The following is a 22,796-nucleotide window of genomic DNA, read 5'->3' on the forward strand; positions in this document are numbered from 1 at the left end:
CCGTCAGGCGGTACGGGCCTTCAGACGGCAGCGGGCCGGGCCGAGGGCCTGGAGGGTGATCGCCGAGGAGAGCGGCACCTGGGTGTCGATCGCCTCCAGCTCGTAGGCCTGGAGGATCATCGCCAGGGCGATCACCGACTCCAGCATCGAGAAGTGCTGCCCGATGCAGGCGCGCGGCCCGCCGCCGAAGGGGAAGTACGCGTAGCGCGGGCGCCCGGCCTCGCGTTCGGGCAGGAAACGGTCCGGGTCGAAGCGCTCCGGGTCGTCCCAGTAGCGCGGGTGGCGGTGGGTCACCCACGGGGAGACGATCACGTCCGCGCCGGCCGGGATCAGGTGCCCGCCGATCTCGACGGCCTCGACGGCCCGGCGCCCGATGGCCGGGGCCGCCGGGAACAGCCGCATGGCCTCCTTGAGGACGCGGGTGAGGTACGGCAGCTCGTCGAGGTCGGCGGCGCCGGGCGTGCGGCCGGCCAGGACCCGGTCCAGCTCCTCGTGGGCCAGCCGCTGCTGCTCGGGGTGGCGGGCGAGGAGGTGGAGGGCGAAGCCGAGCGAGGTGGCGGTCGTCTCGTGCCCCGCGAGCAGGAACACCAGTACCTGCTCCCGCAGTTCGGCGGGGTCGAAGCCGCCGTCCTCGTCGCCCGCGGCCACCAGGAGGGTCAGCAGGTCCCGTCCCTGGGCGGCGTCCGGGCCGGCCGCGCGCCGCTCGGCGATGATCCGGTCGCACACGGCGTACAGCTCCTCGTGCGCGACGGCCGCCCGCCGGTTGTCGGGCAGGGGCCAGGAGCGCGGGGGCTTGCGCGGCGAGTAGCCGCGCCGGGAGACGTAGTCGCCGAGCACCGGGAAGCAGCGCTCGACGATGCCCACGGCGGCGTCGACGTCGGTGCCGAAGAGGATGCGGGCGACGGCGCGCAGCGCGAGTCCGGTCATCTCGTGGACGACGTCGACGGTGCCGTCGCCCGCGGCGCGCCAGCCGTCGGTGAGCCGGGTGACCTCGTCGGCGACGGCGGAGGCGTAGGTGTCGACGCTGCGGCGGGTGAACAGCGGCTGGACGAGCCGCCGCTGGCGCAGGTAGTCGCCGTCCTGGCTGGTCAGCAGGCCGTTGCCGAAGGACTCGCGGATCTCCTGGTAGAAGGCGTTGTCCTTGCGGAAGTTGGCGGCGTCTCCGGCGAGCACCTGCTGGGCGCCCTCGGCGGAGAACACGCAGTGGACGGTGGCCCGGAACCCGGGCGGTCCGGCGGTGATCCGGACGACGTCACCGTGGTCGCGCCGGGCCTTGAGGAAGGTGCCGAGCGAGTCGTTCTTCAGGTCGAGCAGCGAGCCGAGCAGCGGGAGTCCGGTGAGCTCGGGTACCGCCGGAGCGTTGGTCGTCGCCATCGTGCTGTTCCCCCTTGTGAGCGTCGGTGGCGGGTCGATTCTGCCGCACGTGGTGACCGGCCGGTAGGCGGCGCGTCGGACCGCCGTGGGCCGTCGCCGGCCGGCGCCGCAGGGCCGTTGTCAGTGGTGTCTGGGAGGCTGTGCCGCATGGATGAAAACGCGGACGGAAGCGCCGACAGGCCCGAGATGATCCTCCAGGTCACGATCGACTGCGCCGAGCCTCAGCGCCTCGTGCCCTTCTGGGCGGAGGCCCTGCGGTACGTGCCGGAGCCCCCGCCGGAGGGCCATGCGGACTGGCAGTCGTACTGGCGGGCGATCGGCGTGCCCGAGGAGGAACTGGGCGACGAAGCCGGGCTGCTCCCCGAGTCGATCGTGGACCCGAAGGGCACCGGGCCGCGGGTCTGGTTCCAGCAGGTTCCCGAGCCGAAGACCGCCAAGAACCGGCTTCACCTGGACCTGAAGGTCGGCGGCGGCCGGGCGGTACCGCTCGCCGAGCGCCGCTCCCGGGTGGACGGCGAGGTGGCCCGGCTGACGGCGCTCGGCGCGTCCGTGCTGTACACGATGGACGAGCCGGACGGGATGGACTACTACGCGGTGGTGCTCCAGGACCCGGAGGGCAACGAGTTCTGCGTGGTGTGATCCCGTCCGTCCGGCGGTCAGGCGTGCCCGCAGGACGGGGGCCGCGATTCCGGGTCGGGCTCAGTGCATTCGATTCGGCCCCCTCGGCGGTAGAAGCGACGGAGTCCCCGCTGATGCACGTCGGCTGAGCGGGGGCTCATCAGCGGGCGCTGCCATGACTGCCACGCCCGCCGATGCCGGGATGGGCGCCGCCCGTCGGTCGCAGCGCGCCGGCGGAAGGGCCCAACGGACGGGGCCGGTATTCGCGTCGCCGGACGCGGACGGATGACAGCACGGCACGACCCGTCACCGACAGTGAGGGGACTTGCTCGGCGTGCCCGACGGCCGGCCTCGACGCACCCTGGAGGCATGGCTGCCCCGATAGTCGTCCACCGCCCCAGCCCCTCCGGCGGCCGGCGTGTCACGGCGCTTGACGACCGGATCCTCGGCCTCGCGCACAGCGACGAGGACGTCGTGGAATTCCTGCGTCGCGCCGGACTCGACGACGCAGAGGCCCTTCTGGACGACCCGCGATGGGTCGAGTGGAGGGGTGGTCACGCCCACGAGTACGAGGCGGCCTGAGACGCCCGCTTCCGAGCCTTCTTCGTCGCTGGGGTGCACGAGAAGTGGGGGTGGCCTCGATCGGGACCACCCCCACGCGCGGAGAGGAACTACGGTCGCGTGGCGCTCACTTGATCCGGCGCGTCACGCGTGGGCTCACTACCAACCTCCCCTGGGCCAGACGGTGGGTATCGCGGCGTGGGGGAAGGGGAAGAGAATGGCGTAGGTGTAGATGACGACTCCCTTGCCCCGCTTCCATGCGTATCCGCTCACACTGGCGATGTACCAGGCGTAGTAGCGCGCCGCTCTGACGGCGAGCTTGAGATGTGGCGACATGCTGTGACTGGCGACGACGCCGAGGAACTGCCCCACGGCACCCGCGGTGAAGGCCAGCCAGCCGGCCTCGCTGCGCGTGGTGTAGATCTTGATGTGCCGGTAGGGGGACCAGAACGAGCCCCACGTACTGTAGGACCACTGTCCGCTCAGATCGGTGCAGTTGACCGGATCTCCGTAGCAGTACTCGTAGGCGTTGGCATTGCCCCCGTAGAACGGGTCCTCGGAGAGGAAGCGCCCGCTGTCCGGGTTGTACAGGCGCACCCCCATGAGGATCAGGCCGCTGAGGGTCTCGCCGGAGCGCTGCTTCGCGCCGAGCCAGTCATAGCGAACGGCGGGCTGGCCGGAGCGTGGGACACCGTACTCGTCGTTGTCCAGGACCAGGGGCGCATCGTTGGGGTCCAGCGGGAGCTGGAGAGCGACGTCTCCGTGCACACTGGTCAACTGGAGGACGGTACCGCCGCTGCCGCTCGTGACGGCGGCGAGGTCGCCCGTGGCCGAGTTGACGTGACGACTGATGGTGCCGTCGTTCACGTCCTCGGTGATCCATCGGGGATTGTCACCGTCGTTGCCGTAGTGGTTCACCTTGTCGGCGGTCCTGGTCCAGACGCCGTCCGTCTTCTCCTCGACGGTCCAGGAGCCGAACCGGTATCCGGGATCCAGGTTCCAGGTCTGGCGCTGGTTGCCGGTGGTCTGCTGGTGGACCAGGTCGTTGGCGTAGTAGGCGACCTGGCTGCCCGGCGTGGCGGTGGTACGGCCGAAGGCGTCGTAGACGTGGCCGGCGCCGATCAGGCGGTCGGCGCTGTCGTACGTCGAGGCGACCGTGGTGCCCCCGGTGGTCGGGCAGGCGGCGCCCGCCGTGCCGGCCGCGGTGGTGAGGGAGGTGCGGTTGGTGCGCTTGTCGAAGCCGTAGGTACGGCTGGTGCAGATGTCACCCACGGTGTCGTCGACGCCGGTCAGACGACCGGCGGCGTCGTAGGTGTAGTCCTGCGCGGACCAGCCGGCGTGCTCGGTGACCTGGCCGTGGACGGATTCCTCGACCGTGTCGGAGTAGACGACCTGCTTGTCGCTGTCACGGGTGTAGACCCGGGACCGGGTCGCGCCGGTGGTGTCCCCGGTCACGGTGAGGGTGTACCCGCCGGGCAGCTTCTCGGTGGCGACGGAACCGTCGGCGTCGTAGCCGGCGGCGAAGGTTCCGGCGACGGAGTCCGTGGTGGAGGTGACCAGGCCACGGGGCTCGGCGCTGGTGTCGTAGGTGTAGGTGACGGTGGACGGGGCGTTGTCCGTGGTCCTGACCGGACGGTTCAGCAGGTCGTACTCGGTCCGGGTGATGCCTCCGTTGGCGTCGGTGTAGGAAATCTGGCGGCCGAGCTTGTCGTACTCCTTGGTGATCGTGCCGCCCGTCGGCGACGTCATCCTGACGACTTGACCCGTGGTCGGGTCGTACTCGGTCGTCGTCTCCGGGACGGCCTGGCCGAGTCCGCCTGTGATGGCGCTCTTGGTGAGGCGGCCGGCGGTGTCGTAGGTGTTGGTGGTGGTGCGGGTGACGCCGTTGGCGGTGTCGGTGAGCTTGGCCGGGTTGCCCCACCAGTCGTACTCGGTGGTGGTGGTCGGACGCTCCGACGGATTCGAACCGCCGCCGGTGATGGTGCCCGCCGGGCCTGTGGAACAGAGCTGGTCGGCCCACTCCGGCCGTCCCTGGCACGTACCGGTGCCGGATGCGGACCAGTACGTGGTCACGCGGGTCGCTGCGTCCGTGCCGCTCGCTTCCGGCAACAACTGCTTCGTGGCGCGGCCCTGTGCGTCGTACTCGGTGGCGGTGGTGATCGCCAGACCGGCAGGGTCCTTGATCATCTTGGTCGCAAGGCCCTTGGTCCAGTCGTAGTCGGTCTGCGACACACGCGCATCGGTCATGGTCCTGGACCCGAGCGCCTGGGCACCGCTGGTGACCTTGGTGACCTGGTTCTCCACCGTCGCGCCGGCGGGGCGCCCTGTGTCGTATTCGGTGACCGTCCAGGAGCGGGCCACGGTCGAGTCGCCGCCACCGGTCGAAGTGATGCGACGCAGCGGGCCCAGGTCCTCCAGTTTCCGTGTGCCCTTGGAGTCGTAGACGGACTGAGTGGAGAGCAGAAGGGCACGGTCCTCGGCAGTGAGGCCGCTGATGCCCAGGTCGTTGAGCCTCGCCTGGTCGGCAGCGGTGCCGCCCAGCGCAAGGGCCCGGTTGCCGGCGGTCAGCTCACGGATGGTGTTCCCGAATCGGTCGTACTCGGTCGTCGTGACGTTCCCGCCGGGAGCGACCGTGTTCACGCCACGCCCGGACGCGTTGGTGTACGTCACCCACGCACGCCGGTAGTCACCCGCGGCCAGGCCCGCACCGTCGTGTGTTGCGGGCGCGGCGTCAGGGGGAAATACCGCCGTGGCGTCGGTGGGCGCGTCCGTCTGCCCCCATGCCCGCACGTCCGTCGGTCCCAGCTTGTAGGGCGCCTTGTCGCCGGTGAGCGGCACGTCGTAGACGAGGCTCACCGTCGCGGTACCGGACTCGACGTCCTTGGTTCCCTGTTGCAGGCCGGAACGGCTGACCTTCAGCAGCATGCCGTCGCCCGCGGTGGCGGCGTTGCCGGCCTTGCCGTAGGTGAACGACCAGGGCAGCTGTCCGGGAGGGGTCAGGGTGGTGACCCGGCCGGCCTCGTCGTAGGCGTAGGCGGTGATCAGAGCGGGGCTGATCTGCGGGTTGAACGTCTGCCGAAGGCGGCCGGATCCGTCGTAAAGGTACTTCTGGACGGTCCTGGCGGTTGCCGTCGCGGCGCCCGGTTCGGTGGACCAGGCTCGCACCTCCTTCACCTGACCGGTCACGTCGCCGAAGGCGGCATCGGTCGCCGTGGAGCTCGTGGCGTAGACGTACTCCAGCGCCCGGCAGCCCTTCGTGCCGGGATTCGCCGAGCACTCCGCGGCCGAGGTGGCGGACGTCGGCGCGATGACCAGCCTCGGGCGGGACAGCTTCTTTCCGTCGACCGTCACCGCCTCGGAGATCACCGTGGTGGTCGACTGCGCGACGCCTTCGACAACGGTGGACGACGACTGCCAGGAAGTGGCGGCCGCATCCGTCTTGGTGAAGGCGGTGGTCACCCCGTTGGTGTCCTTCAGGCTGAAGGAACCGGTCAGCGAGCCGGTCAGCGCCAGCTCCTCGGCACCGGGTTCCGCCTTCCAGCCGCCGCCGCTGGTGGCGGTGAAGCCCACCTGCCTGCCCTCTGGGTCGACCAGCGCCACGGACGTCGCAGAGGTCTTCTTCAGAAAGGTCCACGTGGAGTCGTCGCTCGCGGCATTGGTGCCGGAGGTCCACTGCGGACCGAAGATGGCCGCCTGTCCGTCCTGTTTGGCCCCGGCGTCCGGCAGTCGCGAGGACGCCGTGCGGGACGCGGAGAGACCGAAGTGGGAGGCGTCCGTGGCCGAAAGGGTGTAGTTGCCGGTAAGAAGGTTGACCGAACCCGGTCCTTCCTCGGTCTCCGGAGCAGTGCCCGCGTTGCGGTCCACGGTGATCTCGTTGACCGGGGAGTACGCGGTCGTCGAACCGTCCGTGAAGGCCGCGCGGACCTCGATCGGGCCGTCCTCGGGCAGGGTGTCGGTGATGTTCCAGGTCAGTCCGGCCGGCTTGCCGTTCGTCACCGTGACGGGCCAGGCGGAGACCGTACCTGCACCCTGACGCACGTCGGCCACCGGCACGTTCTTCCAGGTGTCCGTCTCACCGCGGCGGTACTGGTACGTCACGCCGGTGTAGGTCGTCAGGCCCTCGGCCGACAGGCCCACTCGACGGGCCGGACGCTCGCCCTGCCCCGGGGTCAGCAGTGCCGCGCCCGAGCCCGCGTAGAACACGTACGTGCTCTGGGCGGAAATGTTGCCCGCCGGGTCCACGGTGCGCGCCGTGACGGTGTGCCTGCCCGCAGGGAAGGTCAGCGTCCTGCTGACGGCGGCACCCGTGGTGGCCGCGGACTGCCAGGTGGCGGCGGAGTCCAGTCTGTACTCGACCGAGGCCACGTCGGTGGTCGGCGGGGTGAAGGTGAAGGTGCCGGAGAAGGTGTTGGTCGCGTCCGGGGTGCCGGACCAGGTGTTGGCCGGGAAGTCGGCGGAGGAGACGGCGCTCGCGGCCGGCTTCCCGGTGTCGACGGTGAAGTACACCGACGGCGTCCAGTTCGACCAGGAACTGCCGTCGTAGATGCGGCCCTTGTACCAGTAGGTGTGCCCGTTGACCAGCTTGCCGGCCGGGACGGTGTGGGACACCGTCTTGTTCGTGACGGCGTCCTCGGTGCCGGTGTCGTACACCTCCAGGTTGGTGGTGCCCTCCCACACCTCCCACTTCTGCCGCAGGAAGGTGGTCTCCGCGTCACTGGCGGTGTACGACAGGGCGGGCGTCGTCGACGTCGTCCAGTTCTTGCCCGCGTTCGTACGGCCGGGGGTGACGGTCATCGGGTTCCCGGCGACCGGGATCGTGTTGTACGTGACCGAGATGTACGGCGTGTGGGAAGCGGCGTTGCCGGAGTTGAAACGCTTCCACGAGTTCGGGTCGCTCTCGTTGGTGGCCTTGATGCCCATCGCGTTGCTGCTGTTGCCGTTGGCGGCCCAGGCGACGGCGAGGTTCTTGATGTCCTGGCTCACCCAGCCGTCGGCGCACGAGGACGAGAAGCCCTTCGTCGCCGAGGACGTGGCCCACTTGTTCGTGAAGCCGGGCTGGCTGGTCCACCGGGAGGCGGTCGAGGCGTGCGGGGTGTCCCACACCTCCCAGTTGCTCGGCGAGCAGGACCAGGAGGCGAAGTTGAACAGGTTGAGCTTGGCGCTCAGGACCTGCTTGCCCGAGATGCCCGCCATCGGGAAGTGCAGGAACGAACGGGCGATCTGGCCCGAGCCGTTGTTGCCGAGCCTCAGCTCCGTCGACGTCGACATGTCGGTCGTGTAGCCCTGCTGCACGAACGTGTCGAAGCTGGAGCCGATGTTGACGGCGGGGTCGACGGTGACCGGGTACTTCGTCGCCGGGTCCGCCAGGAAGTCGGCGTCCGGCGTCAGCGTCAGGTCGACGCGGTCGCCGCGCTGGGTCACCTTCAGGCCGACGTCCGCCCGGCGGCCGTGCTCGCCGGACCGCGGGTCGACGGAGGCGTCCCACATCACCGGCGCCGGCAGCAGACCGACCTGCTTGCCCGTCTTGGCGTCGACGAACGTCACCGAACGGTCGTCATTGGCCCGCGCCTTGACGCCCCTGGCGTTCAGCGTCAGCGTGACCGCACCGTTCGCCTCGACGGCGGAACGATTCTTCAGTTCCAGGAACTGTTCGAAGCCCGTCCGGGTCGACTCGATGACCAGGTCCGTCGCCGTCAGCGCGTCCTCGTACCGCGCCGTGGTACCGGACAGCTTGGGCTCCGGCAGCGCGCCCCGCCACGACAGGCCGAGCTCGCGGCCCTCGCCCGCGGTCAGCGTCACCAGCGGAACCTCCGCCGTCCCCGGCTCGCCCGCCGCGCCCGACGCACGCACCTTCGCCGCCTGCGCGGCCGGCGTCTTCCCCGCGAGACGCAGCCCCAGCGGGTGCCCCTTGGCGGCGATCACGCCGTCCCGCTTCGTCAGTCGGACGTCGATGTCCCGCCACCGGCCCGTCGCCCCGTCACGGAAGCGCACCGGGCCCGACGCGCTGTCCGTCGTCACCGTGCCGTCGGGATTCGCCCACGTCGTCGACGACTCCGTGCGCTGCGACGTGGCCTCCACCCGCTTCCCGGACAACCGGGCCGCGACCTGGGCGGACGCCAGGTCCGCGGCCTCCGTCGCGTACACCGGCTGCTGTGCGGCGGCCTCCGCCTGCGACGACAGCGCCACCGCCTGGCCTGTGGTGGCCACGATGGCGGCGGCCTCCAAGGTCATCAGACCGGCCAGGGACAGGGCTATCCGAGGCAGCGCACCGCGGCGCAGCCGTCTCGGCCCTCTGCCCCATCTGTCCGGCAGATCCATACGCTCACTCACTACGAGATCTCTCCCCTGCGAAGTCGTGTCCAGGTCACGTGCGGGGCAGGGCGCGACGAAGAGCCGGCCGCTGACAGCAATCGCGCCTGACCCCCGAATCTCCGCTCCACTGCGTCACCACCCCGGCACCAAGCTGGACGCTAGATGTCTGTGCACCGTCAAACCCAGGTCCGAAGGCGCCACCCAGGGGACATCTCGCGCCAACAGCAGCGGTAAATCGTTGACTTGGAGGAATCCGGCTGCATCGTTGACCTAAAGTGGCCGCTCGTGTCAGCGCCAATGCATCTGGGGACCATTTCCACTGCCCTCACCCGCACCAACGCCAGGGCCGCGGACCTCCTGGGCATCGCCAGGGACCGCTATGCCGGCCTGCTCGGCATGAATCCCACGCACTTGGAAGGGAACCAATACCGGACGCCTGCGGCCACGAACATTCGCCTCTGGGAACTGATGGTCAACAAGGCCCCTTGGACCGAGGTGGCCCAGCTGATGACCGAGCAGTCGATATTCGGCCGGCTAGGCGTGTGGGACTACCTGTTCACCTCGGCGTCCACCCCGCTCGAAGGCCTCCTCGACGCCACGGAGTTCCTCGCCGCGATCGGGGATACCGGAACCGAGTCCATGTCCGTCGTCCAGGACGGCCATGAGATCACCCTCAGTCATGTGAGCGGCGCCGACCTGAGTGACGACGCCGCTTCGGCCGTCCGCGCCTACGCGCTCGGCCTCATACGTCACCGGCTGAATACCGCCCTGCGGAAGGAACTCGTCCCCGTCCGTGTCGCCCTCGCCACGCAGACGCCCCGTCAGCATGGCGCGCTGCACGCCCTCTACGGCACCCGCGACATCGACTTCGAGCGCCCGGCCAGCTCCATCACCTTCCACGCCGGCGACCTGCAGGAGACCGTGCCGTACGCCCAGCCGGGCCTCTCCGCCGTGCTGCGAAGACACGCCGAGCAAACGATCACCGACTCGATCCCCCTGCGCAGCTGGCTCGACCTGTTCCGCATCGCCCTCAAGAACGCGGCCTGCGACGACGGCGCGACGCTGGCCGCCACGGCGTCACGCCTGGCCATCAGCCCACGCACGCTCCAGCGCCGCCTCGACGAGCACGGCACGACCTGGACGGCTGAGGTCGAGGCCATCCGCCGTGCCGACATCACACACCTGCTCAGCGCCACGGACTTGCCCGTCGGCGTGATCGCCGAACGGAACGGCTACGCCGACGCCCGCGCCCTGCGCCGCGCGGTACTTCGCTGGACCGGCCACACGCCCACGGCACTGCGCCGACGGGCCGAGAGCTGCCCGCGGTAGCGCAAACGCTGTCGGCACGATTCGGCGGCGATGAAATGCCCTCCCGGACTTCCGGGAGGGCATTTCATCGCCGTCGACGTCATACGCGTCCTGCGGGTACCTCCCGCTACCGGATCGGCATGCCGGAGAGGGTGCGGGCGATCACCAGGCGCTGGATCTCGCTGGTGCCCTCGAAGATCGTGTAGATCGCCGCGTCGCGGTGCATCCGCTCCACCGGGTACTCACGGGTGTAGCCGTTGCCGCCGAGGATCTGGATGGCCTGGGCGGTGACCTTCTTGGCGACCTCGCTCGCGTACAGCTTGGACATCGAGCCCTCGGCGGAGGTGAAGGGCTTGCCGGCGGTCGCCATCCAGGAGGCGCGCCAGACCAGCAGCCGGGCCGCGTCGATCTGGGTGCGCATGTCGGCGAGCTGGAAGGCGACGCCCTGGTTGTCGATGATCGGGCGGCCGAACTGCTCGCGGGTCTTCGCGTAGTCGAGGGCGACCTCGTACGCGGCGCGGGCGGTGCCGACGGCCATGGCGCCGACGGCGGGGCGGGAGGCCTCGAAGGTGGCCATGGCCGCGTTCTTCACCCGCTCGCCGCCGTTCTTCGCGCGCTCGCGGGCGCGGGCGAGGCGCTCGTCGAGCTTCTCCTTGCCGCCGAGGAGGCAGTGACCGGGGACGCGGACGTTCTCCAGGACGACCTCGGCGGTGTGCGAGGCGCGGATGCCGTGCTTCTGGAACTTCTGGCCCTGGGAGAGGCCGGGCGTGTTCGGCGGCACGATGAAGGAGGCATGGCCCTTGGAGCCGAGCTCGGGGTCGACGACGGCGACGACGACGTGGACGTTCGCGATGCCGCCGTTGGTCGCCCAGGTCTTCGTGCCGTTGATCACCCACTCGTCCTTGGCCTCGTCGTAGACGGCGCGGGTGCGCATCGAGGCCACGTCGGATCCGGCGTCGGGCTCGGAGGAGCAGAAGGCGGCGACCTTGACGTCGTCGGCGTCACCGTACATCTGCGGGACCCAGGTGCCGATCTGCTCCTCGGTACCGTTGGCGAGGACGCCGACGGCGGCGAGACCGGTGCCGACGATGGAGAGGGCGATGCCGGCGTCGCCCCAGAAGAGCTCCTCCATGGCCATCGGGATGCCGAGACCCGTCGGGTCGAAGAACTGCTGGGCGTAGAAGTCGAGGGAGTAGATTCCGAGCTTGGCGGCTTCCTGGATGATCGGCCAGGGGGTCTCCTCACGCTCGTCCCACTCGGCGGCCGCGGGGCGCATCACATCGGCGGCGAAGCCGTGGAGCCAGTCGCGCACCTGCTTCTGGTCGTCGTTGAGTTCGAGCGTGAACTCGGCCATGGTTCCCTCCGGCGGTGTGTTACTTGCGGTAACACCAGTGTGTTACCGGTGGGTAGGGGCTGTCAACCAGCAGCGGAACGCTTCTGACGCACGACCGGCGCACGACGGCCGGACGGCACCGGGTGCCGTCCGGGTGTTACGTTGCGACAGCCTCAGGAATTTCGTACGGGCGGGGAGACACGCTTATGGACACCACACACCGGGCCACCACCGACCAGCAGAAGCCGACCGACCAGCGGCGCCGCGAACTGCTGGAGGCGGCGGACCGCGTGGTGCTCCGCGACGGCCCCAAGGCCTCCATGAACGCGATCGCCGCCGAGGCGGGGATCACCAAGCCGATCCTCTACCGCCACTTCGGCGACAAGGGCGGCCTCTACCGGGCCCTCGCCACCCGCCACACCGACGCCCTGCTCTCGGCACTGCGGGCAGCGCTCGACGCACCCGCGGACCGGCGCCGGCGGGTCGAGTCGACCCTCGACACGTATCTGGCCTCCATCGAGGCGATGCCGCAGGTGTACCGCTTCCTGATGCATCCGGCCGAGGAGTCCCACCAGTCCGAGCAGGGCTTCGACGTCGGCCGGCACTCCGCGCCGCTGCTGCGCCGCATGGGCGAGGAGCTGGGCCAGGTCATCGCCGAGCGCATCGACCTCGGCCCGGGCGGCGAGGCCCAGGCCCGCATCTGGGGCCACGGCATCGTCGGCATGATGCACGCGGCGGGCGACTGGTGGCTGGGCGAACGCCCCTGCTCACGGCAGGAGTTGGTGCGCGCCCTCGCGGACGTCCTGTGGGGCCGCCTGGCCCAGGCCCAGGACCGCCCCGACGGCCCGGGCTTCTGACCGGACGGGCTTTCCCCGGTCGCGGTTCCGGGGACTCGGGGCTCGGCGGGCAGGCGCCCGGCAGGCCCCGGGTTCGGAGGGGTAGACGCCCGGCAGCCCCGGGGGTCCGGCGGGGCAGACGCCCGGCAGCCCCGTCGTCCGGAGAGGGCAGGTGCCCGGCGGGCCCGGGGCTCGGCGGGCAGGCGCCCGGCAGCCCCGGGGCTCGGCGGGGCAGGCGTCTGGGAGCCCCGAGGGCCCGGAGGGGCAGACGCCCGGCAAAGGCCAGAGGCACGGCGGGCAGACGCCCGACAACCCCTAGGCACAGCGGGCAGGCACGCGGCAACCCCGAGGCCGGGGCAGGCGCCTGGCAACCCCGGGGCTCGGCGGGCAGGTGCCCGGCAGGCCCGGGGCTCGGCGGGGCAGGCGCCCTGCATTCCCGGGGCTCGGAGGGGCAGGCACCCGGCAGCCCCGAACACAGCGGGCAGACGCCCGGCAGCCCCGAGGCCCAGCCGACAGACGCCCGGCAGCCCCGGGGTCCGGAGGGGCCGGCCGAGCCCCCCGGGTCAGCCCTCCAGTACCGCCGCGCCGCTCCCCCACGGCTCCTTGCGGATCGCCCGCAGCAGGCGCCGTCGTCCCCACCCCGTGACGTGGTCCGCGTACACCCGGCCCTCCAGGTGGTCGCACTCGTGCTGGAGGCAGCGGGCGAAGAAGCCCGTGCCCTCGATACGGACCGGGCTGCCGTCGAGGCGGACGCCCTCGACCACCGCGCGGTCGAGGCGCGGGGTCGGCGCCTCGAGGCCCGGCAGGGAGAGACAGCCCTCCGGGCCGCGGATCTCGTCGCCGTCCGCCTCGACAAGGCGCGGGTTCACCACGTGGCCCAGGTGCCGGACGTCCTCGTCGTCCGGGCAGTCGTAGACGAAGACCCGCAGCCCCGTGCCCACCTGGTTCGCGGCGAGGCCCACGCCGTTGGCCGCGTACATCGTCGCGAACATGTCCTCGACAAGCCGGGCGAGCTCGGGGCCGAAGTCGGTGACGGTCTCGCAGGGGGTGTGCAGCACGGGGTCGCCGAGCAGGGTCATCGCTCGGACGTGGCCGGAACTGCCGGGGATCGGGCGGTTTCGCATGGGCGCAAGGGTACGTTCAGGGGTCAGGATGCCCCGGTGGCGGTGCCGCGGTTCGGGCTGCTGGCCGGATCTCGATAGGCTGAGCCCGGACCGACGCAAGGAGGAACAAGGACGATGTCAGGCAGCAACTCGGAGCCGCTGTCCGCGCGCGCCAAGCTGGCCGTGACGGCGGGCAAGGCCGCCGCAGCCGTGTCGAGGGCGGCAGGGCGCGGCAGCGGATCGGTGATCGGCGGCCGGGTGGCGCTCAAGCTCGACCCCGATCTGCTGGGCGCGCTCGCGCAGCACCTGGACGTCGTGCTCGTGTCGGCGACCAACGGCAAGACCACCACGACCCGGCTGATCGCCGAGGCCCTGCGGGCCAGCGGTCCGGTCGTGTCCAACGCGCTGGGCGCCAACATGCCGGCCGGCATCACCTCCGCCCTCGCCGGCGGCTCGGACGCGAAGTACGGCGTGATCGAGGTCGACGAGAAGTACCTGGCCGGCGTCGCCCGGGACACCACTCCCAAGGCGATCGCCCTGCTCAACCTCTCCCGTGACCAGCTCGACCGGGCCGCCGAGACGCGGATGCTGGCCGAGAAGTGGCGCGAGGGCCTCAACGGCAGCAAGGCCGTCGTCATCGCCAACGCCGACGACCCGCTGATCGTCTGGGCCGCCTCCTCCTCCCCCAACGTGGTGTGGGTCGCCGTCGGCCAGGAGTGGAAGGACGACGCCTGGTCCTGCCCCGCCTGCGGCGGCGTGCTGCAGCGCCCGGGCGACGACTGGTTCTGCGGCGAGTGCGGCTTCCGCCGCCCCGCGCCGAGCTGGGCGCTCAACGGCGACCACGTGCTCGACCCGCACGGTTCGGCCTGGCCGATCCACCTCCAGCTGCCCGGCCGCGCCAACAAGGCGAACGCCGCCACCTCCGCCGCGGTCGCCGCGGTCTTCGGGGTGCCGCCGCAGGTCGCCCTGGAGCGCATGTACCAGGTGCAGGCCGTCGCCGGCCGCTACGACGTGGTGACCTTCCAGGGCCGGGAGCTGCGGCTGCTGCTCGCGAAGAACCCGGCCGGTTGGCTCGAAACGTTTTCCCTCATCGACCAGCCGCCGACGCCGGTGATCCTCTCCGTCAACGCCCGCGGCGCCGACGGCACCGACACCTCCTGGCTGTGGGACGTGGACTACGGCCGGCTCGCCGGCCACCCGATCATGGTGATCGGTGACCGCAAGCTGGACCTCGCGGTCCGGCTCGAGGTCGCGGGTGTGGACTTCCGGGTGTGCGAGACGCTCGACGAGGCCGTCACGGTGGCCCCGCCCGGGCAGATCGAGCTGATCGCGAACTACACCGCCTTCCAGGACGTCCGCCGCCGCGTGGGCAACTGACCCCGACACGACTCGCAGAAGGACGTGCAGCATGAGTGACAGCAGCCTGCGTGTGGTCTGGGTCTACCCGGACCTGCTCAGCACCTACGGCGACCAGGGCAACGTCCTCGTCGTCGAGCGCCGCGCCCAGCAGCGCGGTCTCAGCGTCGAGCGCCTCGACGTGCGCAGCGACCAGCCGGTCCCGACCTCCGGCGACATCTACCTGATCGGCGGCGGCGAGGACCGGCCGCAGCGGCTCGCGGCCGAGCGGCTGCTCCGCGACGGCGGTCTGAGCCGGGCCGCGGCCAACGGCGCGATCATCTTCTCGGTGTGCGCCGGCTACCAGATCCTGGGCCACGAGTTCGTCAACGACGTCGGCGAGCGCCAGGCCGGCCTCGGCCTGCTCGACGTGACCACGGTCCGCGGCGAGGGCGCCCGCTGCGTCGGCGACGTGCTCGCGGACATCGACCCGCAGCTGGGCCTGCCCCAGCTCACCGGGTTCGAGAACCACCAGGGCGTCACCCATCTCGGGCCGACCGCCCGGGCGTTCGCGCGCACCGTGTTCGGCAACGGCAACGGCACGGGCGACGGCACCGAGGGCGCGTACAACGACACCGTCTTCGGCACGTACATGCACGGCCCGGTGATGGCGCGGAACCCGCAGATCGCGGACCTGCTCCTGAAGCTGGCCCTCGACGTCAACGCGCTGCCGCCGACGGACGACCGCTGGTACGAGGCGCTGCGCGCCGAGCGCATCGCGGCCGCCACGCAGCCCGCCTGACGGCCCGACAGACTGCACGTCTGAGCGCGGCTACGCACATTGGATTCGTAAGTAAATACGGTGTCCAATCTGCGGACATTCGGTTCGGCCCCGCCACTCGGCACCGATAGGGTGGCGGGGATCCAGCCGGACGACGTGGTCCGGGAGTCGGCCCACGTTGCAAAGGTTTTTGGGCTATGCGCATTGGTGTGCTCACCTCCGGCGGAGACTGTCCCGGTCTGAACGCCGTCATCCGGTCCGTCGTGCACCGCGCCGTCGTCGACCACGGTGACGAGGTCATCGGCTTCCACGACGGCTGGAAGGGCCTCCTGGAGGCGGACTACCGGAAGCTGGACCTCGACGCGGTGGGCGGCATCCTCGCCCGCGGCGGCACCATCCTCGGCTCCTCCCGGGTCCAGCCCGCGCACCTCGTCGACGGCGTCGAGCGCGCCAGGGGCCACGTCGCCGACCTCGGCATCGACGCGATCATCCCGATCGGCGGCGAGGGCACGCTGAAGGCGGCGAACCTGCTCTCCGAGGCGGGTCTGCCGATCGTCGGCGTCCCGAAGACCATCGACAACGACATCGCCTCCACCGACGTCACCTTCGGCTTCGACACGGCCGTGACCGTGGCGACCGAGGCCCTCGACCGGCTGAAGACCACCGCCGAGTCCCACCAGCGCGTGCTGATCGTCGAGGTCATGGGCCGGCACACCGGCTGGATCGCGCTGCACTCCGGCATGGCGGCCGGCGCGCACGCCATCGTGGTGCCCGAGCGGCCCTTCGACATCGACGAGCTGACCGCCCGGGTCGGCGCCCGCTTCGAGGACGGCAAGCGCTTCGCGATCGTCGTGGTCGCCGAGGGCGCGAAGCCCCGCGAGGGCGGCTCGATGGACTTCAAGACCGCCGGCACCGACATCTACGGGCACGAGCGCTTCACCGGCGTGGCCAACCAGCTGTCCGTCGAGCTGGAGCGGCGCCTCGGCAAGGAGGCCCGCCCGGTGATCCTCGGCCACGTCCAGCGCGGCGGCACCCCGACCGCGTACGACCGGGTCCTCGCGACCCGCTTCGGCTGGCACGCGGTGGAGGCGGCGCACCGCGGCGAGTTCGGCATGCTGACGGCACTGCGCGGCACCGACATCGAACTGGTCCCGCTGGCGCAGGCGGTGGAAACCCTGAAGACGGTCCCGGCGGAGCGCTACGCCGAGGCGGAGAACGTGCTCTGACGAGCCTCCCGCGCGGCCTTGCCCCGCCACGAACCGCCCCCGGTCGCGATCGCGATCGGGGGCGGTTCTAGTCTGGTGCGGACAACAAGCGCGAATCGGGCTCCAGGAGTAACAGATGGATCACAGCGGGCACGGCATGACGATGGATCTGCCGCCGTTCACGCTGGGGCGGGCCCTGGAGTTCTCCCCCGACCTGTTCTTCCTCTTCGGCTGTCTCGCCGCGCTCGGCCTGTACGGCTGGGGCGTGACGCGGCTGCGCAGGCGAGGGGACGCCTGGCCGGTGAGCCGGACGGTGCTCTTCGCCGTGGGCGTGCTGAGCATCGCGCTCGTGATGTGCACCGGGCTCAACGACTACGGCATGGTCATGTTCAGCGTGCACATGGTGCAGCACATGGTGATCTCCATGCTGTCGCCGATCCTGCTGCTGCTCGGCGCGCCGGTGACGCTGGCGCTGCGGGCGCTCCCGGTGGCCGGGCGTGGTTCGCTCGGCCCGCGCGAGCTGCTGCTCAAGCTGCTGCACAGCCGGTACATGCGGGTCGTCACGCACCCGGCGTTCACCATCTCGATGTTCATCGCGAGCCTCTACGGGCTCTACTTCACTCCGCTGTTCGACTTCCTGATGGAGTCGAAGACGGGGCACGTCGCGATGATGGTGCACTTCCTCATGGTGGGCCTGGTCTTCTTCTGGCCGATCATGGGCGTCGACCCGGGCCCGCACCGGCCGGGATACGTGATGCGGATGCTGGAGCTGTTCGCGGGCATGCCGTTCCACGCCTTCTTCGGCATCGCGATGATGATGGCGACCGAGCCGCTGGTGAAGGTGTACGAGAACCCGCCGGCCTCGCTCGGCATCGACGCGCTCTCGGACCAGAACGCGGCGGGCGGCATCGCCTGGGCGTTCAGCGAGATCCCGTCCGTGCTCGTGCTGATCGCGCTGGTCTACCAGTGGTACCACTCCGAGCAGCGGCAGGCGGTCCGCAAGGACCGGGCCGCGGACCGGGACGGCGACAAGGAGCTGGAGGCGTACAACGCGTACCTGGCCTCGCTCCAGGCGCGCGGCCGGTAGGACGGCAGCTCACGCTCCGTACCGGCGCACGACCGGGGCGTCGCAGGTCTGGCGCGCGCCCCTCCTCCGGGGTCACGATGGGGCGGGGAGGAGGGCGGAGCGATGATGTCCGGTCCCACGAAGACGATGGGTGCGATCACCTTCGCGGCCCTGGTGCTGATCACCACGTACACGGTGGCGCTCGGCAGCAGCGGCTGGCTCTGGTTCGGCTGGGTGGTGCTCGGCGTGGCCACCATCGGCATGGCCGCCGCCGACGCCGGCGAGCCGCACCTCCGGCCGCCCCGGCCCCGGCGCCACCGGCCCAGACCCCAGCCCTGAGGTCGCTCAGGTCCCGGTGAGCAGCACCCACACCTGGCCGGGCGCGAAGTTCAGCGGCGCGCCCGCCGGGGTGGTGAAGGTGGTGCCGGAGTCCGCGTCGGGCCGGCTCCAGCGGGCCTCGTGGACCTTGCCGTCCCTCAGCACCTGCGCCCTGCCGGAGCCGGTGGTGACGGTGTACGGGGAGACGGCACCCAGGAAGTCGTGGAAGCGCGAGGCCTTCACGGTGACGTGCTGCACCACCACGGTGGCCGGTTTCAGCGGCCCGTCGGAGCGGTCGTCCATGGCGACCCGCCAGGCGTGCTCGGCGGGCGCCCAGGTGAAGGTGTAGCGGGTGGCGGGGAAGCGGACCGTACGGCTGTTGACGGGAGTGCCGTCCGCCGGGGCCGGGCCGAAGCGGAAGCCGATGTCCTTGGCGCGGGTGGCGTCCGGCGCGGTGGCGAGCGCGCGGCCGGGCCGCAGGTACAGGTTGTGCGGGGCGGCGCGGCCGGGATCGCGCTGGAAGGCGCCGGGGTTTGCGGCTTCGGTGACCAGGTGCAGCGGGGCGGCCTCCAGCAGCGGGGTGAGGGCGCTCTGGGCGCCGGAGTACGCGAGGACCGGGCGGCCGAACTGCCGCAGCAGGGCGAGGTCGGACTCGCGGGCGCTGCGCACCGGGCCCACCCGGTCGGGGACCTTCGACGCGTAGACCGCCATGAGGCGGGTCTGGCCGGACTCGACCTGCTCGACGTAGACGAGGTCGGCGTCGGTGAGCCCGGTGTGCGGCCGGGCCAGCGGCACGTTGTCGATCTTGACGGCGAGCACCGGCCCGGAGCGGGCCCGCAGGCCGGTGAGCGGGGAGACACCGCCGGGGAGCGAGGTGGCGGGCGCGGGCGTCGGCGTCGGGGTCGGCGTGGGCTCCGACGGGCCCGAGCCGGAGCAGCCGTACAGACCGGCGGCCGTCACGGCGCACACCAGTGCGGCGGTGGCGGCTGCGCCGGGACGCCTGTGCCCGCGCGCGCCTGTCATCGGTCCCGCTCCTCCCCACCAGTGGACCACGCGCCCGGCCTTGGTTACAAAGGGCTTGCACGGGGCTTGTCGGGCGATGGACGGGGGTTGCCGGTGTTCTACTACGTGCTCAAGTACGTGCTGCTCGGGCCGCTGCTGAAGGTGCTGTTCCGGCCGCGGGTGGAGGGTCTGGAGCACGTCCCGGAGGAGGGTGCGGCGATCGTCGCCGGCAACCACCTGTCGTTCTCCGACCACTTCCTGATGCCGGTGGTGCTGAGCCGGCGGATCACCTTCCTGGCGAAGCAGGAGTACTTCACCGGCCCGGGTCTGAAGGGCCGGCTGACGGCGGCGTTCTTCCGCAGCGCGGGCCAGATCCCGGTGGACCGCTCGGGCAAGGAGGCGGGGCAGGCGGCGATCCGCGAGGGACTCGGGGTGCTCGCCAAGGACGAGCTGCTCGGCATCTACCCGGAGGGCACGCGGTCGCACGACGGCCGGCTGTACAAGGGCAAGGTGGGTGTGGCGGTGATGGCGCTCACGGCCGGGGTGAAGGTGGTGCCGTGCGCGATGCTCGGCACCTTCGAGATCCAGCCGCCGGGCCGGGTGCTGCCGCGGATCCGCCGGGTCACCATCCGCTTCGGCGAGCCGCTGGACTTCTCGCGGTACGCGGGGATGGAGGGCGAGAAGGCCGCGGTCCGGGCGGTCACGGACGAGATCATGTACGCGATCATGTCGCTGTCCGGGCAGGAGTACGTGGACGAGTACGCCGCGAAGGTGAAGGCGGCGGGAACCGCGCCGGGGCCGGAGAAGTTCCCGGAGGCGGAACGCTGACGGCGGATCCGCGCACGGCGAAAGGTCCTGGGCCGCCCGGCCCCGGGCCCGTAGCGTCCTGGCCATGACCAAGGGAAACGCGTTCGTGCTGGGAGCGACGGGACAGATCGGACGGGCGGCCGTGCGGGCGCTCGTCGCGGACGGCTGGGAGGTGACCGCCGCCTCGCGCCGGGGCGGCAGGGACGAGCGGTGGCCGGCGGAGGTCCGGTCGGTGGCGGTGGACCGTGACGAGGAAGGAGCGCTGTCGACGGCGCTCGGCGCGGGCACGGACGTCCTGGTGGACGTCGTGGCCTACGACGCCGGGCACGGGCGGCAGCTGACGGGAATGGCGGACCGGATCGGTTCGGCGGTGGTGATCTCCAGCGGTGCGGTCTACGAGGACGACCAGGGGCGGAACTTCGACACGCAGGACGAGCCCGACGGCTTCCCGGTGTACCCGCTGCCGATCCCGGAGACCTGGCGGACGGTCGCGCCGGGCGACTCCTCGTACGGCACCCGGAAGGTGGCGCTGGAGCTGGAGCTGCTGAAGGCGGGCGAGAGGCTGCCGGCCACGGTGCTGCGGGCGGCGGCCGTGCACGGCCCGTACAGCCCGGGTCCGCGCGAACTGTGGTTCGTGAAGCGGGCGCTGGACAAGCGGCCGGTGCGGATCCTGGCGGAGGGCGGTCGGTCCGTCTTCCACCCGGTGCACGTGGACAACCTGGCCGAGCTGATCCGGCTGGCCGCGGCGAAGCCGGGGAGCCGGGTGCTCAACGGCGCCGACCCGGAGGCGCCGACGGTGGCGGAGATCGGCGCGGCGATCGACGCGGCGATGGGCGTGACCAGCGAGACGATCCTGTTCGAGGGGCCGCCGGGCGAGGACATGGTCGGGTACACGCCGTGGACGACGCCGCACCCGATGGTGGCCGACATGTCGGCGGCGGAGCGGGAGCTGGGCTACCGGGCGGTGGTGGGCTACGCCGAGTCGCTGCCCGGCACGATCGAGTTCCTGGCGTCGACGGTGGCGGAGCGGGACTGGCGGGAGGCGTTCCCGGGTCTGGTGAAGTACGGCGTGGACTTCTTCGACTACGCGGCCGAGGACGCCTGGCTGGCCGCGCGCGGCTGACCGGCCCGCCGGGAGGGCGACGAGCGCGGAGGGGCGGCCGCCGGAACCGGCGACCGCCCCTCCCCCGTGGTGCGGGTGTTACGGCTTGGGCGTGGCGTGCGGCTCGCACGTCACGTCCTGGCTGTCCACCTTGCCGGTGAGCAGGTACGTCTCGACCCGCGGGTTGATGCAGGAGTTCGCGAGGTTGGTGACGCCGTGCGAGCCGGCGTCCTTCTCGGTGATCAGGCGCGAGCCCTTGAAGCGCTTGTGGAGCTCGACGGCGCCGGAGTACGGCGTCGCCGCGTCACGCTCGGCCTGGACGATGAGCACCGGCGGCAGGCCCTTGCCGGTCCTGACGTCGGTCGGCCGCTGGCGCGGGGCGGACCAGGTGGCGCAGGGCAGGTTCATCCAGGCGTTGGACCAGGTCATGAACGGGTACTGCTCGTGCAGCCGGGAGTTGTCCCGGTCCCACTTCTTCCAGCTGGTCGGCCACGGCGCGTCGGCGCACTCGACGGCGGTGTAGACGGCGTTGCCGTTCTCCGCGGCGATGTTGCCGGCGGTGTCGGTGAGGTCGGCGGCGGCCGAGTCGATCAGCGGCTGCGGGTCACCCGCGGCGTAGGCGCTCCAGGCCTCGGCGACCGGGACCCACATGGAGTCGTAGTACGGGGCGTTCTGGAAGAAGGCGATGAGCTCGGCCGGGCCGACCTTGCCGCCGAGCGGCTCCTTCTTGGCGGCGGCGCGCAGGGTCGTCCACTGCTGCCGGACCTCGTCGTAGGTCTTGCCGAGGTGGAAGGCGTCGTCGTGCTGGGCGACCCAGGTCATCCAGTCCTTGAGGCGGCCCTCGAAGGCGATGTCCTGGTTGAGGTTGGCCCCGTACCAGATCTCCTTCTTCGACGGGTCGACCACGCTGTCGACGACCATGCGGCGCACGTGGGTCGGGTACAGCGTGCCGTAGACGGCTCCGAGGTAGGTGCCGTAGGAGACGCCGACGAAGTTGAGCTTCTTCTCGCCGAGCGCGGCCCGGATGACGTCGAGGTCGCGGGCGGTGTTGCGGGTGGTCATGTACGGCAGCATGTCGCCGCTCTTCTCGGCGCAGCCCTTGGCGTACTCGGCGGCCAGCTTGCGCTGGGCGAGCTTGTCCGCCTCGCTGTCCGGGACCGGGTCGAGCTTGGGGCCCTTGACGAACTCGGTCGGGTCGACGCAGGAGATGGGCGCCGAGTGGCCGACGCCGCGCGGGTCGAAGCCGACGAAGTCGTAGGCCTTGGCGGTGTTCGCCCAGATCTTGTTCTTGGTGGTGACACGGCGCGGGAAGCGCAGGCCCGAGCCGCCGGGGCCGCCCGGGTTGTAGAGGAGCGCGCCCTGACGCTCGGCCGGGGTGCCGGTGGCGCCGATGCGGTCGACGGCGATCTTGATCTGCTTGCCGTCGGGCTTGGCGTAGTCGACGGGGACGGTGACCCAGCCGCACTGGATGGGCTTCTCCAGGCCCCAGTCGGCGGGGCAGTCCTGCCAGTCGATGCCGGCCTTCGCGGCCCGGGCGGCGGCGACGGAGGCGCCGCGCGCCTCGTCGTCGGCGCCGTGGCGGCCCTGGGCAGCGGCGGTCGGCGCGGCCAGGGCGCCGGCTATGAGCGTGGCCGTGACCAGCGTGCCGGCAGAGCCGACCGCTGCGGTGCGTCGCAGGTGCAAGTGGTTCCTCCCCCTGGTGGGCGCCACCCCCGTGGCAGCGCCGTGGTCGTGG

17 protein-coding genes are annotated in these 22,796 nt (G+C 71.4%); 11 read left to right on the forward strand and 6 right to left on the reverse strand.

The window, feature by feature from the left end; genetic code table 11:
- Nucleotides 1–3: 3 nt before the first annotated feature.
- Entirely contained in the window at nucleotides 4–1,374 is a 1,371-nt protein-coding gene (locus ACFVGS_RS03015) for a cytochrome P450 (protein WP_385689815.1), read from the reverse strand.
- 147 nt (nucleotides 1,375–1,521) lie between these two features.
- On the opposite strand from ACFVGS_RS03015, the gene ACFVGS_RS03020 reads away from it, so the two are divergent.
- Together ACFVGS_RS03020 and ACFVGS_RS03025 are read left to right on the forward strand one after the other, a co-directional pair.
- Entirely contained in the window at nucleotides 1,522–2,013 is a 492-nt protein-coding gene (locus ACFVGS_RS03020; RefSeq protein ID WP_385689818.1) for a VOC family protein, read from the forward strand.
- Nucleotides 2,014–2,361: 348 nt separating this feature from the next.
- Nucleotides 2,362–2,574, forward strand: a complete 213-nt coding sequence (locus ACFVGS_RS03025; protein WP_385689821.1) for a hypothetical protein — start codon at nucleotides 2,362–2,364, stop codon at nucleotides 2,572–2,574.
- A 138-nt stretch (nucleotides 2,575–2,712) separates the two neighbouring features.
- Here the strand turns inward: ACFVGS_RS03025 and ACFVGS_RS03030 are convergent, their stop codons facing one another.
- On the reverse strand, nucleotides 2,713–8,871 hold the full coding sequence (locus ACFVGS_RS03030) for a DNRLRE domain-containing protein (RefSeq protein ID WP_385689823.1): 6,159 nt from the start codon (nucleotides 8,869–8,871) through the stop codon (nucleotides 2,713–2,715).
- A gap of 279 nt (nucleotides 8,872–9,150) precedes the next feature.
- Between ACFVGS_RS03030 and ACFVGS_RS03035 the strand changes: the two genes are divergently transcribed.
- Nucleotides 9,151–10,194 (forward strand): helix-turn-helix domain-containing protein, encoded by a 1,044-nt coding sequence (locus ACFVGS_RS03035; protein WP_384419169.1) that lies wholly within the window; start codon nucleotides 9,151–9,153, stop codon nucleotides 10,192–10,194.
- Between the two features lie 106 nt (nucleotides 10,195–10,300).
- Here ACFVGS_RS03035 and ACFVGS_RS03040 read toward each other — a convergent pair whose 3' ends face one another.
- Nucleotides 10,301–11,527, reverse strand: coding sequence for an acyl-CoA dehydrogenase family protein (locus tag ACFVGS_RS03040; RefSeq protein ID WP_384419171.1), 1,227 nt, complete (start codon nucleotides 11,525–11,527; stop codon nucleotides 10,301–10,303).
- Nucleotides 11,528–11,712: 185 nt separating this feature from the next.
- Here ACFVGS_RS03040 and ACFVGS_RS03045 point away from each other — a divergent pair, with 185 nt between their 5' ends.
- A complete protein-coding gene (locus tag ACFVGS_RS03045; protein ID WP_385689826.1) occupies nucleotides 11,713–12,363 on the forward strand; it encodes a TetR family transcriptional regulator in 651 nt (216 codons plus the stop codon).
- Between the two features lie 542 nt (nucleotides 12,364–12,905).
- Here the strand turns inward: ACFVGS_RS03045 and def are convergent.
- Complete coding sequence (def, locus tag ACFVGS_RS03050) at nucleotides 12,906–13,466, reverse strand: peptide deformylase (RefSeq protein WP_384419177.1); 561 nt, start codon at nucleotides 13,464–13,466, stop codon at nucleotides 12,906–12,908.
- A 114-nt stretch (nucleotides 13,467–13,580) separates the two neighbouring features.
- On the opposite strand from def, the gene ACFVGS_RS03055 reads away from it, so the two are divergent.
- The 5 genes from ACFVGS_RS03055 to ACFVGS_RS03075 all read left to right on the forward strand — a co-directional run bounded on the left by ACFVGS_RS03055 (nucleotide 13,581) and on the right by ACFVGS_RS03075 (nucleotide 18,171).
- Nucleotides 13,581–14,822, forward strand: coding sequence for a MurT ligase domain-containing protein (locus ACFVGS_RS03055; RefSeq protein WP_384419180.1), 1,242 nt, complete (start codon nucleotides 13,581–13,583; stop codon nucleotides 14,820–14,822).
- 31 nt (nucleotides 14,823–14,853) lie between these two features.
- Nucleotides 14,854–15,582 (forward strand): type 1 glutamine amidotransferase, encoded by a 729-nt coding sequence (locus tag ACFVGS_RS03060; RefSeq protein ID WP_384419183.1) that lies wholly within the window; start codon nucleotides 14,854–14,856, stop codon nucleotides 15,580–15,582.
- Nucleotides 15,583–15,758: 176 nt separating this feature from the next.
- Nucleotides 15,759–16,787: a 6-phosphofructokinase gene (locus ACFVGS_RS03065; RefSeq protein WP_385689829.1), complete on the forward strand. Its 1,029-nt coding sequence runs from the start codon at nucleotides 15,759–15,761 to the stop codon at nucleotides 16,785–16,787.
- A gap of 115 nt (nucleotides 16,788–16,902) precedes the next feature.
- A complete protein-coding gene (locus ACFVGS_RS03070) occupies nucleotides 16,903–17,853 on the forward strand; it encodes a cytochrome c oxidase assembly protein (RefSeq protein WP_385689832.1) in 951 nt (316 codons plus the stop codon).
- Between the two features lie 102 nt (nucleotides 17,854–17,955).
- Nucleotides 17,956–18,171 (forward strand): hypothetical protein, encoded by a 216-nt coding sequence (locus ACFVGS_RS03075; protein ID WP_384419282.1) that lies wholly within the window; start codon nucleotides 17,956–17,958, stop codon nucleotides 18,169–18,171.
- 6 nt (nucleotides 18,172–18,177) lie between these two features.
- On the opposite strand, the gene ACFVGS_RS03080 is transcribed toward ACFVGS_RS03075, so the two are convergent.
- Nucleotides 18,178–19,173 carry a DUF3048 domain-containing protein gene (locus ACFVGS_RS03080; protein WP_385689835.1) on the reverse strand — a complete coding sequence of 332 codons (996 nt, stop codon included), beginning with the start codon at nucleotides 19,171–19,173 and terminating at the stop codon, nucleotides 18,178–18,180.
- A 93-nt stretch (nucleotides 19,174–19,266) separates the two neighbouring features.
- Between ACFVGS_RS03080 and ACFVGS_RS03085 the strand changes: the two genes are divergently transcribed.
- On the forward strand, nucleotides 19,267–19,980 hold the full coding sequence (locus ACFVGS_RS03085; protein ID WP_384419194.1) for a lysophospholipid acyltransferase family protein: 714 nt from the start codon (nucleotides 19,267–19,269) through the stop codon (nucleotides 19,978–19,980).
- A 64-nt stretch (nucleotides 19,981–20,044) separates the two neighbouring features.
- Nucleotides 20,045–21,082 (forward strand): NAD-dependent epimerase/dehydratase family protein, encoded by a 1,038-nt coding sequence (locus ACFVGS_RS03090; protein WP_385689838.1) that lies wholly within the window; start codon nucleotides 20,045–20,047, stop codon nucleotides 21,080–21,082.
- Nucleotides 21,083–21,160: 78 nt separating this feature from the next.
- Here the strand turns inward: ACFVGS_RS03090 and ACFVGS_RS03095 are convergent, their stop codons facing one another.
- Complete coding sequence (locus tag ACFVGS_RS03095; RefSeq protein WP_384419277.1) at nucleotides 21,161–22,738, reverse strand: alpha/beta hydrolase; 1,578 nt, start codon at nucleotides 22,736–22,738, stop codon at nucleotides 21,161–21,163.
- Nucleotides 22,739–22,796 lie beyond the last annotated feature (58 nt).

The sequence above is a fragment of the Streptomyces sp. NPDC127114 genome, assembly GCF_042677525.1.
Classification (GTDB): Bacteria; Actinomycetota; Actinomycetes; order Streptomycetales; family Streptomycetaceae; genus Streptomyces.

Coding starts and splice junctions, on each gene's coding strand:
- ACFVGS_RS03015 (WP_385689815.1), bottom strand. CDS start 1,374: ATGGCGACGACCAACGCTCCGGCGGTACCCGAGCTCACCGGACTCCCG.
- ACFVGS_RS03020 (WP_385689818.1), top strand. CDS start 1,522: ATGGATGAAAACGCGGACGGAAGCGCCGACAGGCCCGAGATGATCCTC.
- ACFVGS_RS03025 (WP_385689821.1), top strand. CDS start 2,362: ATGGCTGCCCCGATAGTCGTCCACCGCCCCAGCCCCTCCGGCGGCCGG.
- ACFVGS_RS03030 (WP_385689823.1), bottom strand. CDS start 8,871: ATGGATCTGCCGGACAGATGGGGCAGAGGGCCGAGACGGCTGCGCCGC.
- ACFVGS_RS03040 (WP_384419171.1), bottom strand. CDS start 11,527: ATGGCCGAGTTCACGCTCGAACTCAACGACGACCAGAAGCAGGTGCGC.
- ACFVGS_RS03045 (WP_385689826.1), top strand. CDS start 11,713: ATGGACACCACACACCGGGCCACCACCGACCAGCAGAAGCCGACCGAC.
- def (WP_384419177.1), bottom strand. CDS start 13,466: ATGCGAAACCGCCCGATCCCCGGCAGTTCCGGCCACGTCCGAGCGATG.
- ACFVGS_RS03055 (WP_384419180.1), top strand. CDS start 13,581: ATGTCAGGCAGCAACTCGGAGCCGCTGTCCGCGCGCGCCAAGCTGGCC.
- ACFVGS_RS03060 (WP_384419183.1), top strand. CDS start 14,854: ATGAGTGACAGCAGCCTGCGTGTGGTCTGGGTCTACCCGGACCTGCTC.
- ACFVGS_RS03065 (WP_385689829.1), top strand. CDS start 15,759: ATGCGCATTGGTGTGCTCACCTCCGGCGGAGACTGTCCCGGTCTGAAC.
- ACFVGS_RS03070 (WP_385689832.1), top strand. CDS start 16,903: ATGGATCACAGCGGGCACGGCATGACGATGGATCTGCCGCCGTTCACG.
- ACFVGS_RS03075 (WP_384419282.1), top strand. CDS start 17,956: ATGATGTCCGGTCCCACGAAGACGATGGGTGCGATCACCTTCGCGGCC.
- ACFVGS_RS03080 (WP_385689835.1), bottom strand. CDS start 19,173: ATGACAGGCGCGCGCGGGCACAGGCGTCCCGGCGCAGCCGCCACCGCC.
- ACFVGS_RS03090 (WP_385689838.1), top strand. CDS start 20,045: ATGACCAAGGGAAACGCGTTCGTGCTGGGAGCGACGGGACAGATCGGA.